Below are 16117 nucleotides of genomic sequence, written 5' to 3' on the forward strand. Positions count from 1 at the left end.
ATCCTACCGCATGGGGTTGATAAATTCGCCGGTCATCATCCTTGCGACCAACGTTCGTACTAGCTCGGCGAAATTACCCAGCCAGTTTCGATTCAATATAGTGTAGTGCTTTTTCGACTACCTGCTCAATATTCATTGAGGTGGAATCAAGCACTAGAGCATCCTCTGCAGGGCGAAGTGGCGCCACTGGGCGATTACGATCTCGATCGTCTCGCTCTTGGATCTCGCTCAAAAGGTCGTCAAATTTAACATCTAACCCCTTCTGTTGCAACTGTTTAAGGCGGCGACTCGCGCGCTCTTCAGCACTCGCATCTAAAAATATTTTCGCTTCAGCTTCAACAAATACAACGGTTCCCATGTCACGACCGTCTGCAACTAAACCAGGAGCTGCGCTAAAAGCACGTTGACGACGTAACAGTGCTTCACGAACGCGAGGTAAAGCAGCGACTTTTGAAGCCGCCATGCCCGTCTCTTCTTTACGAAGTTCACCAGACACATCTTCGCCTTCTAAGATAACCTTCACTAGCTCACCTTCAGCGATAAACTGAACATCTAAGTGAGTTGCAAGCGGTACTAAAGCATCTTCTGATTCAGTATCCACGCCATGGTGAATTGCCGCTAAAGCCAATACGCGATAGATCGCGCCTGAGTCTAGAAGATGAAAGCCTAGCTTATCTGCTAGTAACATACACAGGGTACCTTTACCTGCACCACTTGGTCCATCAACCGTAATCACTGGGCTTTGAGAAGGCATCTTTTACTCCACGTTTTGTCGTAAGTTTTATTCTGTACTAGCGATTCGCCACTACTTTATAGGCGGCATATTATAGAGAAAATTTGCAAGTCGAGCGAGGTAAATCTTAGATAATTCCGGGGTGATGCTACAGAAACCCATGCAACCAACTCAATATCCGTTAACTTAGATAAATAAGGCTGTCATCCGCTTCTCTTTAGGCATAAAAAAGCCTCGCGATAAGCAAGGCTCATGATTTTGCATTTTTGTAGAGCAAAGAAGTAGTCGCTAAAAGACGCTTAGCCAATAATAGCTCGAACCGCTTCTAGGTCTTCTGGCGTATCAACACCAGCTGCAGGTGCTTCTGCCGCAACGTCTACATGGATTTTTTCACCGTACCAAAGTACACGTAGCTGCTCTAGGCACTCAATACGCTCAAGGGTACTTGGTTCCCAATTGATATAGGTATTAATAAAACCCGCACGGTAAGCGTAAATGCCAATGTGACGAAGCAGTGGAGATTCAGCAGCTGTACCATTGTTCGCGTAAGCATCGCGATCCCAAGGAATAGTAGCTCGGCTAAAGTACAGGGCATACCCATCTTTGTCGGTCACAACTTTTACGGCGTTAGGATTAAACACTTCGTCAGCATGAGTAATTTCCACACCGAGTGTTGCCATCGGAGCTGTACTGTTCGCAAGGTTGTTCGCGACCTGATTAATGATCGCAGGTGGGATAAGTGGCTCATCACCTTGAACATTCACGATAATATGATCATCTGGAATCTTCATAACTTCAATCACTTCAGCGAGACGCTCAGTGCCTGATTCATGATTCGGTGATGTCATACAAACGGTCGCGCCAAATGCTTTGGCCGCTTTTTCAACTCGAGCGTCGTCGGTAGCGATAATAACGTTATCGGCACCCGCCTTCATTGACTGTTCGTATACCCATTGAATCATCGGCTTGCCACCAATGTCAGCAAGTGGCTTCCCTGGTAAACGGCTCGATTGGTATCTTGCAGGTATAACAACCGTATAAGACATTACTTACCCTCATCCATTGAAACGGTGCGAGCTTCAGGTTCCAAAAGAACAGGAATACCCTCTTTAATTGGGTAAGCAAGGCGATCAATTTTACAAACAAGCTCTTGCTTATCCTTGTCAAAAGTTAGTTTACCTTTACATACAGGGCAAGCAACGATCTCAAGCAGACGGTGATCCATAGTATTCCATAACCTCTTTTATTCTTTTTAAAATTTGCTGTTGCGAATCTTCATCAAACTGCGCAGAAACTGGAAGATACCACCAGTTATCTTGCGCATATTCTTCGCATTTTACAGCGTCTTTTTCTGTCATAATCATATTCATACCTTTTTTTGCTAAGGCATGAAGTTCATCTTTATCAAAATCTTGATGGTCGGCGAAGCCCTGCGTATAAACCACATCACCATCAAGATTTTCCAATGTTTTAAAAAAGCGTGGTGGGTGACCGATACCAGCAAAAGCCACCAGCTTTTGTAATTCTGCCACAGACCTTTTCTGACCCGTCTTCAGGTTAACCGCTTGGCTTGGAAGTAAAGACATCGAGAACTCTCGCCCGTGCGCTTTACCGCCATTATTAACCAAAAAGTCTACGTCATCTAAACGAGATATAGGCTCTCTTAATGGGCCCAAAGGAATTAGACACTCACTACCAAAGCGTCTCGCACCGTCGATAACAGCAAATTCAATATCGCGTTCAAGTGCATAATGCTGAAGGCCGTCGTCAGTGATGATGACATTAACCCCTTCGCTCAGCAAAGCCTTTACTGCGTTTGCGCGCACAGGGTCAACCGCTACAGGCGCACCAGTTCGCTTACGAATCAAACGAGGCTCATCACCAGAGTGCTCTGCTGGCGTGTTTTCATCCAACACTAACGGATAGTTTGGTGCTTTCGCCCCATAACCTCGAGAAACAACACCTGGCTTAAAACCATGAGCCTGAAGCATCTCTACCAACCAAATCACAACCGGTGTTTTGCCATTGCCGCCAGCGGTAATATTACCAACAACAATCACGGGTAAAGGCGGGCGATAGGTCTCTTTTTTCCCCGATAGATAAGCATCACGACGTTGACCGCTGATCATTTTGAATAGCAGACTCAATGGCCACAATAGCGGCCAGAGAAAGTATTTTAATGGGTGATTGTTAAACCAAATTTTTTCGATCACAACAAGACCTAATCTTATCCGCTGAACTGAATTCGGTGTAGTTGTGCATAAGCGCCATCAAGGGCGATGAGCTCGGCATGTGCACCTCTTTCTACAATATGCCCATCATCAACCACTAGAATCTCATCAGCTTGCTCGATAGTAGATAGTCGGTGTGCGATAACAAGTACTGTTTTGTCTTTCTGCAGCTCTTCTAACGCAGATTGAATCGCTCTTTCTGACTCGGTATCCAATGCAGATGTCGCCTCATCAAGGATCAGAACAGGTGCATCTCTCAATAGAGCACGTGCAATCGCGATACGCTGTCTTTGACCGCCAGACAGGCTCGCGCCATTTTCGCCAACAACCGTATCGATGCCATTTTCCATGCCTTCGATAAACTCGCTTGCATGCGCAAGTTTAGCCGCGTGTTCGATCTGTTCACGTGAATACTGTTCTTCAGCTGCGTAAGCGATGTTGTTCGCAACCGTATCGTTAAATAGGTGCACATTCTGGGAAACAAGAGCGAAGTGCTCACGTAGATTTCTTAATTCATAATCACGAATGTCGTGACCATCAAGCTCAATAGAGCCAGAGTCTACGTCATAAAAACGAGTAAACAGGTTCGCAATGGTGCTCTTACCCGAACCTGAACGGCCGACAAGTGCGACTGTCTTGCCTTTCGGTATATTAAAACTGACCTTATCAAGCGCTGCTTTCTCTGCTCCCTGGTAAGTAAATGTCACATCTTTTACTTCAACTTCACCCGCTACGGTTTCAGGCTTCAACGTACCTTTATTTTGTTCCGTATCTAGATCCATCAAACCAAATAGGGTCGTACTCGCTGCCATACCACGTTGGAATTCAGACGTTACATTAGTCAGAGCTTTTAGTGGGCGTAGTAAACCAAACATCGCCGAGAACACAACAGTGAACGTACCAGGAGTAAGCTCTGCTTTAATTGAATCAACACTAGCAAGAAATAGAACAACTACGATTGCAAGTGATGCAATCATCTGAATAATTGGGTTAGCGGCCGCTTGAGCAGTGATTAGCTTCATGCTTTGTTGGCGCATTTGGTTACTAACTTGGTCAAAGCGGTGTTTTTCTAGATCTTGTCCGCCATACGTTAGAACGACTTTATGTCCTTTCAGCATTTGTTCTGCAGAAGAAGCGACGTGACCCATACTGGTTTGCATGTTCTTAGAGATCTTTCTGAATCGCTTCGATACGATACTGATTGCCCACGCGACAAGAGGGGCGACAGCGAACAACACCAAAGACAACTGCCAACTATTCCAGAACATCAGCGTCAACAGGCCAATAATACTTGCACCTTCACGGACAATACTGACTAATGCTTTACTGGTTGCCGCAGAGACTTGCTCTGAATCGTAAGTAATTCGAGATAGCAGCGCACCAGTCTGTTCTTTATCAAAAAAAGAAACTGGCATATGCATAAAATGGCTGAATATTTTACGTCGAATTTCCATGACCACATTGCCTGAAACCCAGCTCAAACAATAAGTTGAAACAAAGCCACTGATGCCACGAACGAACATCATGACAAAGATAATGAGAGGGAGCGTACGTAAAAAGTCAGATTCTGCATTACCAAAGCCTTCATCAAGTAACGGCTTTAGTAAGGAAATCATGTAGGTATCAGTGACAGCATTTATAATAAGCGCAATAACCGCAACACCAAGGCCGGCCTTATATAGTCGAATATAAGTCCAAAGTCTTTTAAATGTGACCCAGGTAGTTTCATCTGTTTGTGTTGACATAGAATCGCTTAATTTTCTCACAATAATCTTCCTATTCTACTCCCTTACGAAGCATCTGCCTATACCACTGTCTGCCTTGTTGTTCTCTAATCTCATGATATTGCCAACCTTCTTGACCAATACTGATGGTTATTTGGCCGCTTTCTCCAGTATCAAGCCAAGCACTCCCTGCGTCGTGATAACGTTCAATAACGGATTCACTCGGCATCCCCCATTGATTGCCTTTGGCCAAAGAAGCGATCGCTAACTGAGGTGAAACGGCCTCAATAAAACTGGCGATCGAAGACGTATTGCTACCATGATGAGGAACAAGCATTACGTCACTTCGAAGCCGTTCGCCTTCGCGTGCAAGTAACCACTCACTGACCAATTCAATATCACCAGTAAGTAACATCGAGAACTCTAGAGCGGGGTCAAAAAGCCTGACTACGCACGAATGTGGGTTATACGCCCTCTTCACTTGTTTGGGAGGCCACAAGACCTCAAAAGCAACCCCTTGCCAAGTCCATACTTCTCCTAAAATACATGCTTGAATATTTGACGATTCTTGAATCGTAGATTGTCCTTGTTGACTGATATTCTGACTGGCTCTTACCCACTTAGGGTTGTAATTTTCAAGTAACGACGGATAGCCACCAGCGTGGTCAGAATCGAAATGACTCACTATTACACCCTCCAACTCATGAATTCCCCTCTGATTCAAAGTAGGAATAAGTAAGGATTCGACAATGGAACCTCCTGGCCATGCGTTACCAAGATCGTAAAGAACAATCTGATTGTTCTTTTCTAAGAGCAAAGACAACCCGTGACCAACATCCAAGATATCGATAATTAGTTTGTCTTGTTGAGGCTTGCCGAACTCCCACCACAGTACAAACACGGTAATAATCAATATAGATAGTGCTCGCTTGAAATATCGACTGACAAAACCGAAAAACAAGATGAGGAATACAGACAACTCAATCGTGTGATTATCCACTTGAAACCAAAATCGTTCAGAGAAAGGAAGACTAAATACGAGAGGCTCAAGCGATAAGTCGACCAACATCCATAATTGTTCAGACAAACCATTGTTGAATGTAGTTAAGCCAACGCCACCTGATACTGGCGCCAATATTAAGCTAAAGAACATTGCCAGGAACAATAGTGGAATAACCACCATCGACACCCAAGGTAAAAGGAGCAAGTTGTAGAAAACAGAGACTAAGCTGACCCCATTAAAGAACAGCATCGAAAAGGGAGCAATCAGGAATGTCAGCATTAACTGAATCTTGAAGAGCTGCAGTGCTCGCTCGATAAATGTTGAGTTTGAATCGGATGACTGACTATTTAACGCAATGTAAAGAACGGCACCTAACGCACCAAAAGACAACCAGAAGCTACTCGATAATGCTGAAAATGGCCAAATTAGCAGAACCACGCACAGACTTAAGGCGACATACCGAAACAAACTGATATTTTGCCCACGCCACAAGAAATAGCTGGCGATAATACACATCACCAAAGCTCTCAAGGTGGGCAGCGTGAACCCAGCAAACCAACTGTAGAAATAGGCTAAGCCGACTCCGAATATTGTGGGCAACCAAAGAAGTGAAGATGATAGTAACCTGAATACCTTTCCTACTTGATAGCCGATACCAAAGGCAATCCCAATATGCAGCCCCGAAATAGCCATCAAGTGAATCAAACCACTGCTTTTAAGTAAGTCCCAACGCTGAGAGTGAATAAGGTCTCGATAACCAAAACTCAAAGCCATAATGAGGTCTTGATTTGCCAGTTGACTTAACCTTTCAAGACTGTTTTCAAACCAATAGGACCGTAAGTTGCTATTGGTATGAATGCGATACTTTGTATTAGATCTGTAAATTGCATTGGCAACCACACCTGCGCTAAACAGATACTTTTCTAAATCAAAGCCTGCTTCATTGAGTTTGCCCCATACAGGCTTTATATACACAGATAAATTGACATCATCTCCGAGTGTTAACTTAAAAGGTGTAAACAAACGTAATTTTATTAATTGAGGAAAGATTAATTTTTCGCCGCCAATTGATCTAGCTACTATTACGCTTTCAAAACCGTGGCTATTTTCACTAAAAAGGCTAACAACCGAAGCATTTATGGTAGTATTCTGCCCTGATTGAAATAAGCGACTCGTTTGTATTTCAATTACATTCCCTAGGCAGATAACTAGTATCAATGCTGTTGCTAGACCTCTTGCACTCCGGAAAACGCTATACTTTGTTGATGCTAGTAGTAACAACAGCATCAATGGTGCCCAAACCCAATGAGGCATCACAGGCCAGAAGCTGGCAGACACAACTGTCGCAGCAAATGAAATCAAGAACCAAGTGTTAAACAAGAGAGTAGCTTCCTCCTATGCCAAGAAAGTTTATCAAACGATTTATGCCTGACCATGAGCTAATCAAGCGTCAGAAAGCATTGAAAGTTTTTGGCAATGTTTTGTACAACCCCAACTTATGGTGTCTTAATCGTCGCTCTGCGGCTGGCGCATTCGCTGTTGGGTTATTCATGGCGTTTGTCCCCCTACCAAGCCAAATGATTATGTCTGCAGGCCTTGCTGTCGCATGTGGCGTTAACCTACCTTTGGCTGTCGCACTTGTTTGGATCAGTAACCCGGTCACTATGCCCGTTCTCTTCTACTTTGCTTATAAAGTCGGGGCGTTTGTTATGCATGTACCACCCCAAGCCTTCCATTTCGAATTGTCTTGGGACTTCATCTTGGCGCAAATGAATACAATCGGGCCTCCTTTCTTACTGGGTTGCCTGATTTGTGGCGTGGTTTCAGCAATGATTGGCTACTTTGGTATTCGCGGGTTATGGCGTTACTCAGTAGTAAGAAGTTGGAAGAAGCGTCAAGCAAGGTACTGACAACTTTTCCTTGTCGTTCAATCTATCCTTGTATGCGCTTCACTTAAACCGCACACAAGTTAAAGTCAGATGAACCGCAGAACTCTGCAATATTGGGATGTAACCACAGTCGTAAAGAATGCAGATTGAATTCAAAAAAAAGGATCCCATCAGGGATCCTTTTTTGTGTATGCCATTTGTCTATCATGCTACATGACGTATTACTAAGCGCATTACTTCGAGCTAAGCACCGAGGCAGGGTTTAACTTGGCTGCTCGTGATGCTGGGTACCATGTCGCCAATAGGCTCAATACAATCGCTGTACCTGAAACCACAACAACATCCGTCATATCGAGTTGTGATGGCAAGAAGTCGACAAAATAGATGTCACCGGACAAGAACTGGTGATCAACTAGCCTTTCAAGCCCTTTGATAAGTGTCGTGAGATTAAGCGCCACTAACACGCCTATTACACTGCCCACCAAACTACCTAACACACCGGAGAATACGCCCTGCCAAACGAAAATGCGTTTCACAAGGCCGTCCGATGCGCCCATGGTTCTTAAAATCGCGATCTCTGATGCTCTGTCTTTTACTGCCATCATTAATGTCGAGACAATATTGAAACAAGCAACACCAATAACCAGTACCATCACCAGATACATAATGGTGCGAACCAACTGAATATCTCGATACAAGAAGCCAAACTTCTGTTGCCAGCTTCGTAGATACACATACACATCAAGCTGGTTACCCACCTCACGCACAATAGAGTTCGCGTTCAGAACATCGGTCACTTTTAAAGAAACCCCTGTCACTGCCTCGCCTAGGTTTGCGTAAGTTTGCGCATCGCCGATCGGGATCAAAGCTAAGCTGTGGTCAATTTGGCCATTAAGCGTCAGCAAGCCAACCACTTTGACTCGAACACGTTTAGGTGCTTGAACCTTAACCGACCCATTCACCGTCGGGATCATCAGAGTCAGGTAATCACCGACTTTCGCGCCAAGTACATTGGCCACACCAGAGCCCAAAATGATTTGTTGTTGCCCTGCCTTAAAATCGCTCCAAGCTTGCTTATCGATAAAACTCGATAGGCTCGATACTTGTTGCTCAAGTTGTGGGTCAACGCCGCGAACTTCAATTGCTTTCAACTCTTTGCCTTTTTCGGCAAGCGCGGTAATTTTCACATAAGGCGCAGCAGCAACGACTTTATCGTGCTTTACCGACTCCTCAATCACATGCTCCCAGCGAGTTACTGGTTTATTGACGCCCTCAAACTCACCGTGAGGAATGACAGAAAGTACTCGTGATTGAAGCTCTCGCTCAAAACCATTCATTGCAGACAAACCGATAATGATTACCGCGACACCAACAGCAATACCAATTGTCGAAGACAAGGAGATGAACGACACCATTTTGTCTCGTTGTTTCGCCCGGCTAAATCGGCCGCCTACCAATAGAGATAAAGAAGAAAACACTTAGCTCTCCTCTTTTTCTACGTTGACCAGTAAACCATCTTGCATGTGAAGTTGGCGATCCATCTTACCGGCAAGTTCACCATCGTGAGTCACAACCAAAAAGGCAGTATCGTACTCACGGTTCAGTTCGCGCATTAAGTCGTAAATAGAAAGTGCTGTGTTGTGGTCTAGGTTACCAGTCGGCTCATCCGCCAACACTAGCGCAGGCTTGTTCACCAATGCACGAGCAATTGCCACTCGTTGCCTCTCACCACCTGAAAGTTCTGAAGGTCGGTGGTCAACACGATGACTTAGCCCCACTTTATCAAGTAGCAACTGTGCTTCTTGTTTAGCTTTCGCTGGCTTCTCTCCACCTATCAACAACGGCATTGCTACGTTTTCTAACGCTGAGAAATCAGAAAGAAGATGATGGAATTGATAAACAAAGCCAAGATGCTGGTTGCGAAGCTTAGCCTGCTTATTCGAACTCAAAGACGCTAAGTCTTGTCCGAGAAAGCTGACACTACCATCAGAAGCATCATCCAACGCCCCTAAAATATGCAATAGCGTACTTTTACCTGAACCGGATGTACCAATGATTGCGACTAGCTCACCCTTTTCTATTTCGAAGCTGACGCCCTTGAGAACCTCAGTATCTAACGAGCCTTCACGGTACGTTTTACGGATATCATTACATTGAAGAAAATTACTCATAACGAAGGGCCTCAGCAGGTTTCACAGACGATGCACGATAAGAAGGGAAGACAGTGGCAATCAAGCTAAGTGCAATAGCCAGAACCACAACAACGGCGATTTGAATTGGGTTAATTAAAATTGGCAACTGTCCACCAAATGAAAACAGAGCAACACCCATCGCCTCTAAAATAGTATTGAGGTTCGAAGCTAAAATCACGCCCAGGATGCCACCAGATAATGCGCCGATCACACCACTGCTTGCACCTTGAACCATAAAGATACCCATGACTTGACCATCACGCATACCTTGGGTTTTTAAGATGGCGACTTCGGACTGTTTCTCCATCACCACCATAATAAGCGCAGAAATAATGTTAAACGCAGCAACACCAATGATCAGCCCAAGCATCAAACCCATCATGTTTTTTTCCATTCGAACGGCTTGGAATAGCTCGCCACGTTGGTCTCGCCAATCGCTCCACACCCAACCTTCCGGTAGCGGTTGGTTTGATAGTTCTGCCACTTCAAATGGGTCATCAAAAAACAGTCGCCAGCCTGAAATGGTGTCTGATTTATAGCGCATCAAACGCCCAGCATCGTTGATATCCGTCACCATCAATTGAGCATCGATATCCGAACCCGTGTTAAAAATGCCAGCTACGGTAAAATTTCGTTGGCTAGGTATGCGCCCTAACGGTGTGTATTGGCTGGCACTGGTCACCATTAAGCGAACTTTGTCGCCCATAGACACTTTCAAGTTTCTTGCCAAGGTATGACCAAGGAAAAGCTGATACTGACCAGCTTTGAGTGAAGACAGTCTGCCAGCAATTAAATGATTCTGAAGAGGGTCATCTGAATTTGGCTCAATACCGATTAACAAGCCCGCAGATAACTGAGCAGGACTTTGGATCACCGCTTCACTGCGAACAATAGGTTCTACGTGGCCATTGAGCGACATTTGCTCCGCAAAGCTAGGTGCTTGAGCAGAAAGTGACGTTGTGCCTCCTTGCTCGTAAACGACGGCTTGAGGAAGGACACCAAGAATTCGGTCTTTTAACTGCGCTTCGAATCCATTCATTACCGATAAAACAGTAACCAGAGACAGCACACCAATGGTAATTCCGGCTGTCGACATATAAGAAACAAAACGGCTAAAGCGATCACCTGAACGGCCTTTCAAATAACGCAGGCCAACAAACAATGAAATAGGATGAAACATACTTTGAACCATCTAAAGGAGATGCGGGTTAATGTAACGGGTATTGCCGTTACTGTGTAGGGGTTAATTGAAAATATAGAGTGAATTAACTCAATTAGTTAGGCTTGAAAAACAGAACCTTGTCAAATAGCTAACTTTCAAACAACTATTTGAGACTTTCAATTAACTGACCTTGATTACTGCGGCCACATAGCGATAATCAATAGATCACTTCAAGGAACTAACGCATGACAGAACAAGAGTTTTTTACCGTTCACCACAGCCTTACCGCTAATATTGAGCCAATGGACAGTAACTTCGCTTTACCTTCTCAGATTCAGTTCGAATCAGAGATCCCTGCCCCTTTTGTAGTGGCAAGTGAATTTAGCCAATTGGATCTATTAGCTGACAGTGCTCGCAACGAACTGAAAAACAGCGACTTGAAGAATGTCATCAGTTTATTGGATGCACAGAACTCTAAATTAAACCTCTTGTTGAGCTTTATGTTATCGCAACAAGATGATGAACAATTTCGTACCCACACGTATTCATTTGGCGCGAGTCAGTTCTCGTGTTTTTCCAAAACAGATATCGAAGCGGGTCGCTTAGTTAAAGCCAAGCTCTTTATCGAGCACCCTGCCGCCGCTATCTATTGCTACGCGGAGGTCTTCGCTAGCGAACCTAAAGATTCAGGCTTCGAAATCAAATTCAAATATGCTCATCTTCGTGATACTGACCAAGACTTGTTGATCAAGGCTGCGCTCCATCAACAACAAAAGCTCTTACGTCAACGCTCTCTAGAACGAGATAACAAGTAAATAGACATGACAAAACAATCCATTTTCACACTACCTAAGCTCAAAGGTGCCGGTGACAAAAAGCACATCGGTAACCTAGTTGGTTCATCTCTCGCGCTTACTATCGCTAAACTAGCGGAGCAGCATAACAGCCATACTTTACTTGCAGTGCCTGATCCTCAGATCGCACTCAAGCTTCAATCTGAAATTGAACAGTTTACGGCACATGAAGTTGCGTTATTTCCTGACTGGGAGACGCTGCCATACGATAGCTTCTCACCGCACCAAGAGATCATCTCAGATCGTATAGCACGCCTTTACGCACTGCCAACGCTAAAAGATGGCATCACGATCGTTCCGATCAGCACGTTATTGCAACGCCAGTCACCGCGCGACTTCTTACTACAACACACGTTAATGGTGAAAACAGGCGATCTCTATTCACTAGAGAAATTACGTCTGCAACTCGAAAAGTCGGGCTATCGCTATGTTGACCAAGTGTTTGGCCCGGGTGAATACGCTAGCCGTGGTTCTATTCTCGACCTGTTCCCAATGGGCAGCAAAGACCCGTATCGTATCGACTTCTTCGATGACGAGATCGACACGACCCGTACTTTCGATCCTGAAAACCAGCGCTCTATCGAAGACATCTCTGAGATTCGACTGCTGCCTGCTCACGAATTCCCAACCTCGGAAACAGCGATTGAAGATTTCCGTATTCGTTGGCGCCAACAGTTTGATGCGCGCCGTGAACCAGAATCGGTTTATATGCAGGTTTCTAAAGGCACGTGGCCTGCTGGTATTGAGTATTGGCAACCGCTGTTCTTCGAGCACACCGAAACCTTGTTCGATTATGTTGCCGATGAAGCGCAACTCCTGATTCTAGGTGATGTCGAGACTGCAGTAGATTCGTTCCTAACCGACGTTTCTCACCGATACGAGCAACGCGGTGTTGACCCGTTACGACCGCTGCTGACACCTGAACAACTGTGGCTAAAGAAAGACGAACTGTTCGCACACTTTAAGCAAAAACCACAGGTCAATCTGAGCTTAGACACGATTGAAGAAAAAGCCGGACGTACCAACCTTCCAGTTACGTCTCTACCAGATCTCAGCGTTCAACATCAGAATAAAGAGCCTTTATCTAACCTAAGAAAGTTCACTGAAGCCTTCGACGGAAAAGTGGTCTTTTCGGTTGAGTCTGAAGGCCGCCGTGAAGCACTGAGTGAATTACTTCGAGGCATCAAAGTACGACCAAGTGAAGTTGAAAACCTCGACGCGGCAATTAAAGGTAAAGATAAGTTCACCCTAGTCCTAGGTTCTGCTGAGCATGGCTTTATCCACGAAGAGCAAAACATCGCCCTTATCTGTGAAAGTGATCTCTTGGGCGATCGCGTTGTTCAGCGTCGTAAAAAAGATAAGAAAAGCGTAAACAGCGACACCGTAATCCGTCACCTTGCTGAGCTTAAACCAGGTCAACCTGTTGTTCACATTGACCACGGCATTGGTCGCTACATTGGCCTGCAAACCTTAGAAGCGGGTGGTATGAAAACCGAATACGTAACACTTGAGTATCAAAACGATGCCAAGCTCTACGTACCAGTTGCATCTCTGAACTTAATTGGCCGCTACTCTGGTGGCGCTGAAGATTCCGCACCGCTACACAAGCTTGGCGGTGAAGCATGGCAGAAAGCTCGTAAGCGCGCCGCAGAGAAAGTCCGTGACGTTGCAGCCGAACTGCTCGATGTTTACGCCAAGCGTGAGCTTAAGCCGGGTTACAAATTTGTGCTCGATCGTGGTCAGTACGCAACCTTCAAATCTGGCTTCCCGTTTGAAGAAACCGATGACCAAGCGATGGCAATTAATGCGGTAATGTCTGATATGTGCCAAGCAAAAGCCATGGACCGCTTGGTGTGTGGTGATGTTGGTTTTGGTAAAACAGAAGTCGCAATGCGTGCCGCGTTCGTGTGTACCGATAACAGCAAACAAGTGGCCGTGTTAGTACCGACAACGTTACTTGCTCAGCAACACTTTGAAAACTTCCGCGACCGTTTCGCCAACTTGCCGATTCGTGTTGAGGTTCTGTCTCGATTCAAATCAGCCAAAGAACAGAAATCGATCATGCAAGATGTCGCCGACGGTAAGGTCGACATCTTAGTGGGTACTCACAAGTTACTTTCAAGTGACCTTCAGTTTAAAGACCTTGGCCTGTTGGTTGTCGATGAAGAGCACCGCTTTGGTGTGCGTCAGAAAGAAAAAGTGAAAGCAATGCGTGCGGATGTCGATATCCTAACGCTCACCGCGACGCCAATTCCACGTACATTGAACATGGCAATGAGCGGCATGCGTGACTTGTCAATCATCGCAACACCACCAGCACGACGCTTAGCAATAAAGACCTTTGTCCGTGAGAGTGATGACGCGATCGTCAGAGAAGCGGTACTTCGTGAAATCATGCGTGGTGGTCAAGTTTACTTCTTACACAACCAAGTCGACACGATTGAAAAGACGGCTGAGTCACTACAGAAACTGATTCCAGAAGCACGTGTCACCGTGGCTCATGGCCAGATGCGAGAGCGCGAACTAGAACGCATCATGAATGACTTCTACCACCAGCGTTTTAACTTGCTAGTGTGTACAACCATCATCGAAACCGGTATCGACGTACCAACAGCCAATACCATCTTAATGGACAGAGCCGATAACCTTGGTTTAGCACAGTTGCACCAATTGCGTGGGCGTGTGGGTCGATCTCACCACCAAGCCTATGCCTATCTGCTAACACCTCCTCCGAAAGCAATGACCAAAGATGCGGTTAAGCGATTAGATGCCATAGCTTCACTTGAAGACTTAGGTGCAGGCTTTACACTAGCAACCCATGACTTAGAGATTCGTGGCGCGGGTGAGCTGTTAGGTGATGAACAGAGTGGTCAAATCCAATCGGTTGGTTTCACCTTGTACATGGAGATGCTTGAACAAGCAGTTGAAGCATTGAAAGAGGGGCGAGAGCCATCGCTTGATGACCTACTGCGTGAACAAACTGAAATTGAGATGCGCCTGCCTGCGCTATTGCCTGATGACTACATCCCAGACATCAATACACGTTTGTCTACTTATAAGCGTATTGCGAGTGTGAGTGACACCGACGAATTGGCAGAGTTGAAAGTCGAGCTGATTGATCGCTTCGGCCTTCTGCCGGATGCTACCAAGAACTTGTTGTCAGTTTCAGAGCTAAAATTAGCCGCGGCGTCTATCAAAGCGAAGAAAATTGAGGCTCATGATAAAGGTGGATTCTTAGAATTCTACCCGGATGCTGACATAAACCCGACCTACCTTGTTAAACTGTTGCAATCTCAACCGCAAAAGTTTTCAATGGAAGGACCAACAAAGTTCAAGTTTACGATACCATTGGTCGACAGACGGAAACGAATTCAATTTGTTAGTGATTTATTGGGCGAATTCAGACAGAACTTGCTTCCTTCGGCATAAGACCCAATCCACTTGCACATATAAATTATCCAGCCGGTAGTTCGGCTGGAAGACGGAGTAAAAATGAAAAGACTGATCCCACTGCTACTATTGTTCGTCTCACTGCCAAGTTTGGCGCAGAGACAATTTGATATAGAAGTGATCATTTTTAAGCGTGCTGTTGATGCAGAAAAAGTGAATGAATCTTGGCCAAACACACAGCCTCAGATTTCACTTGAGCGCGTAGGTTCATTTCAAGATACCCAATACCGAGCGAAGAAAGGCGTGCAGATGCTGCCTTACTCGGAATACAAGTTAACACCTCAGAAAGACAAGCTACGCAAACACGCAGGCTTTGAAGTTCTGATGCATACCGCTTGGCGTCAAGGCGACCAAGGCAAAAGCTCGGCACCGGTTTTCCATGTTCAAGCCGGTAAAGACTTCTCCAAACAGTTTAATGCCGACGGTTCTGAGAAAGGTGTAGTAACAGCAGTAAATACTGATGGTTTTCAAGAAGAGACTATCGATAAGCCGCTTTACGAGTTAGACGGCAAGCTGCAAATCTACGTTCAGCATTACCTCTACGCTGAAACAACATTGGATTTAAAAGCGCCGAGCGTTCGTGAAGTGACTCTTCAAGAGCAACAAATCGAGCTAGATTCACCAGTAAGTGGCGCCGAAAGCAATGTTCAAGTGGGCAACCTCACTGAAATCTCTCCGACGGTTGAAGTGGAAGAGTTCCTTAAGAGCTACCGCATGGACCAAAAACGTCGTATGCGCAGTACTGAGACTCACTACCTTGATCACCCGCTTCTAGGCATGGTGATTCAAGTTCGACGTGTAGCGCAGTAAGTTACTTGCCGATTCGGCTATAATTATATAAATAATTCAATCCGCCCTCCTAGTGAGGGCGTTTTATTA

Annotated in this window: 13 protein-coding genes; 4 read left to right on the forward strand and 9 right to left on the reverse strand. The window is 45.3% G+C overall.

Annotated elements, in window-relative coordinates:
• Positions 1–73: 73 nt before the first annotated feature.
• The 6 genes from cmk to AB6D80_RS01860 all read right to left on the reverse strand — a co-directional run bounded on the left by cmk (position 74) and on the right by AB6D80_RS01860 (position 6873).
• Positions 74–754 (reverse strand): (d)CMP kinase, encoded by a 681-nt coding sequence (gene cmk, locus AB6D80_RS01835; protein WP_009847140.1) that lies wholly within the window; start codon positions 752–754, stop codon positions 74–76.
• Positions 755–1032: 278 nt separating this feature from the next.
• The gene (gene kdsB, locus AB6D80_RS01840; RefSeq protein ID WP_009847141.1) at positions 1033–1779 is read right to left on the reverse strand and encodes a 3-deoxy-manno-octulosonate cytidylyltransferase; all 747 of its coding nucleotides are present in this window, start codon (positions 1777–1779) and stop codon (positions 1033–1035) included.
• Complete coding sequence (locus AB6D80_RS01845; RefSeq protein ID WP_004736429.1) at positions 1779–1958, reverse strand: Trm112 family protein; 180 nt, start codon at positions 1956–1958, stop codon at positions 1779–1781. Before AB6D80_RS01845 ends, kdsB begins: the two co-directional genes overlap by 1 nt.
• Entirely contained in the window at positions 1939–2946 is a 1008-nt protein-coding gene (gene lpxK / locus AB6D80_RS01850) for a tetraacyldisaccharide 4'-kinase (RefSeq protein ID WP_135381599.1), read from the reverse strand. Before lpxK ends, AB6D80_RS01845 begins: the two co-directional genes overlap by 20 nt.
• A gap of 14 nt (positions 2947–2960) precedes the next feature.
• Positions 2961–4709, reverse strand: a complete 1749-nt coding sequence (msbA, locus tag AB6D80_RS01855; protein WP_009847143.1) for a lipid A ABC transporter ATP-binding protein/permease MsbA — start codon at positions 4707–4709, stop codon at positions 2961–2963.
• Positions 4710–4740: 31 nt separating this feature from the next.
• Positions 4741–6873, reverse strand: coding sequence for a DNA internalization-related competence protein ComEC/Rec2 (locus tag AB6D80_RS01860; RefSeq protein ID WP_371701031.1), 2133 nt, complete (start codon positions 6871–6873; stop codon positions 4741–4743).
• Positions 6874–7088: 215 nt separating this feature from the next.
• On the opposite strand from AB6D80_RS01860, the gene AB6D80_RS01865 reads away from it, so the two are divergent.
• A complete protein-coding gene (locus tag AB6D80_RS01865) occupies positions 7089–7601 on the forward strand; it encodes a DUF2062 domain-containing protein (protein ID WP_009847146.1) in 513 nt (170 codons plus the stop codon).
• 212 nt (positions 7602–7813) lie between these two features.
• Here the strand turns inward: AB6D80_RS01865 and lolE are convergent, their stop codons facing one another.
• From lolE to lolC, 3 genes are read right to left on the reverse strand one after another with little or no spacing between them, the layout of a single operon-like run.
• Positions 7814–9058, reverse strand: a complete 1245-nt coding sequence (lolE, locus tag AB6D80_RS01870; protein WP_372187636.1) for a lipoprotein-releasing ABC transporter permease subunit LolE — start codon at positions 9056–9058, stop codon at positions 7814–7816.
• On the reverse strand, positions 9059–9751 hold the full coding sequence (gene lolD, locus AB6D80_RS01875; RefSeq protein WP_009847148.1) for a lipoprotein-releasing ABC transporter ATP-binding protein LolD: 693 nt from the start codon (positions 9749–9751) through the stop codon (positions 9059–9061).
• Positions 9744–10952: a lipoprotein-releasing ABC transporter permease subunit LolC gene (lolC, locus tag AB6D80_RS01880; RefSeq protein ID WP_009847149.1), complete on the reverse strand. Its 1209-nt coding sequence runs from the start codon at positions 10950–10952 to the stop codon at positions 9744–9746. The genes lolD and lolC overlap by 8 nt, the downstream gene beginning before the upstream one ends.
• Positions 10953–11179: 227 nt before the next feature.
• Here lolC and AB6D80_RS01885 point away from each other — a divergent pair, with 227 nt between their 5' ends.
• The 3 genes from AB6D80_RS01885 (at position 11180) to AB6D80_RS01895 (ending at position 16048) form a co-directional block, all read left to right on the forward strand.
• Complete coding sequence (locus AB6D80_RS01885) at positions 11180–11749, forward strand: hypothetical protein (protein WP_009847150.1); 570 nt, start codon at positions 11180–11182, stop codon at positions 11747–11749.
• 6 nt (positions 11750–11755) lie between these two features.
• The gene (gene mfd, locus AB6D80_RS01890) at positions 11756–15217 is read left to right on the forward strand and encodes a transcription-repair coupling factor (RefSeq protein ID WP_371707355.1); all 3462 of its coding nucleotides are present in this window, start codon (positions 11756–11758) and stop codon (positions 15215–15217) included.
• Between the two features lie 63 nt (positions 15218–15280).
• On the forward strand, positions 15281–16048 hold the full coding sequence (locus AB6D80_RS01895) for a peptidoglycan binding protein CsiV (RefSeq protein ID WP_017104111.1): 768 nt from the start codon (positions 15281–15283) through the stop codon (positions 16046–16048).
• Positions 16049–16117: the final 69 nt, after the last annotated feature.

Source organism: Vibrio sp. 10N.247.310.17 (assembly GCF_041466605.1).
Taxonomy (GTDB): domain Bacteria; phylum Pseudomonadota; class Gammaproteobacteria; order Enterobacterales; family Vibrionaceae; genus Vibrio; species Vibrio tasmaniensis_A.

Excerpts from the sequence above, each read along its gene's own strand:
- cmk (WP_009847140.1), bottom strand. The coding sequence starts at position 754 with ATGCCTTCTCAAAGCCCAGTGATTACGGTTGATGGACCAAGTGGTGCA.
- kdsB (WP_009847141.1), bottom strand. The coding sequence starts at position 1,779 with ATGTCTTATACGGTTGTTATACCTGCAAGATACCAATCGAGCCGTTTA.
- AB6D80_RS01845 (WP_004736429.1), bottom strand. The coding sequence starts at position 1,958 with ATGGATCACCGTCTGCTTGAGATCGTTGCTTGCCCTGTATGTAAAGGT.
- msbA (WP_009847143.1), bottom strand. The coding sequence starts at position 4,709 with ATGTCAACACAAACAGATGAAACTACCTGGGTCACATTTAAAAGACTT.
- AB6D80_RS01865 (WP_009847146.1), top strand. The coding sequence starts at position 7,089 with ATGCCAAGAAAGTTTATCAAACGATTTATGCCTGACCATGAGCTAATC.
- lolD (WP_009847148.1), bottom strand. The coding sequence starts at position 9,751 with ATGAGTAATTTTCTTCAATGTAATGATATCCGTAAAACGTACCGTGAA.
- lolC (WP_009847149.1), bottom strand. The coding sequence starts at position 10,952 with ATGTTTCATCCTATTTCATTGTTTGTTGGCCTGCGTTATTTGAAAGGC.
- AB6D80_RS01885 (WP_009847150.1), top strand. The coding sequence starts at position 11,180 with ATGACAGAACAAGAGTTTTTTACCGTTCACCACAGCCTTACCGCTAAT.
- mfd (WP_371707355.1), top strand. The coding sequence starts at position 11,756 with ATGACAAAACAATCCATTTTCACACTACCTAAGCTCAAAGGTGCCGGT.
- AB6D80_RS01895 (WP_017104111.1), top strand. The coding sequence starts at position 15,281 with ATGAAAAGACTGATCCCACTGCTACTATTGTTCGTCTCACTGCCAAGT.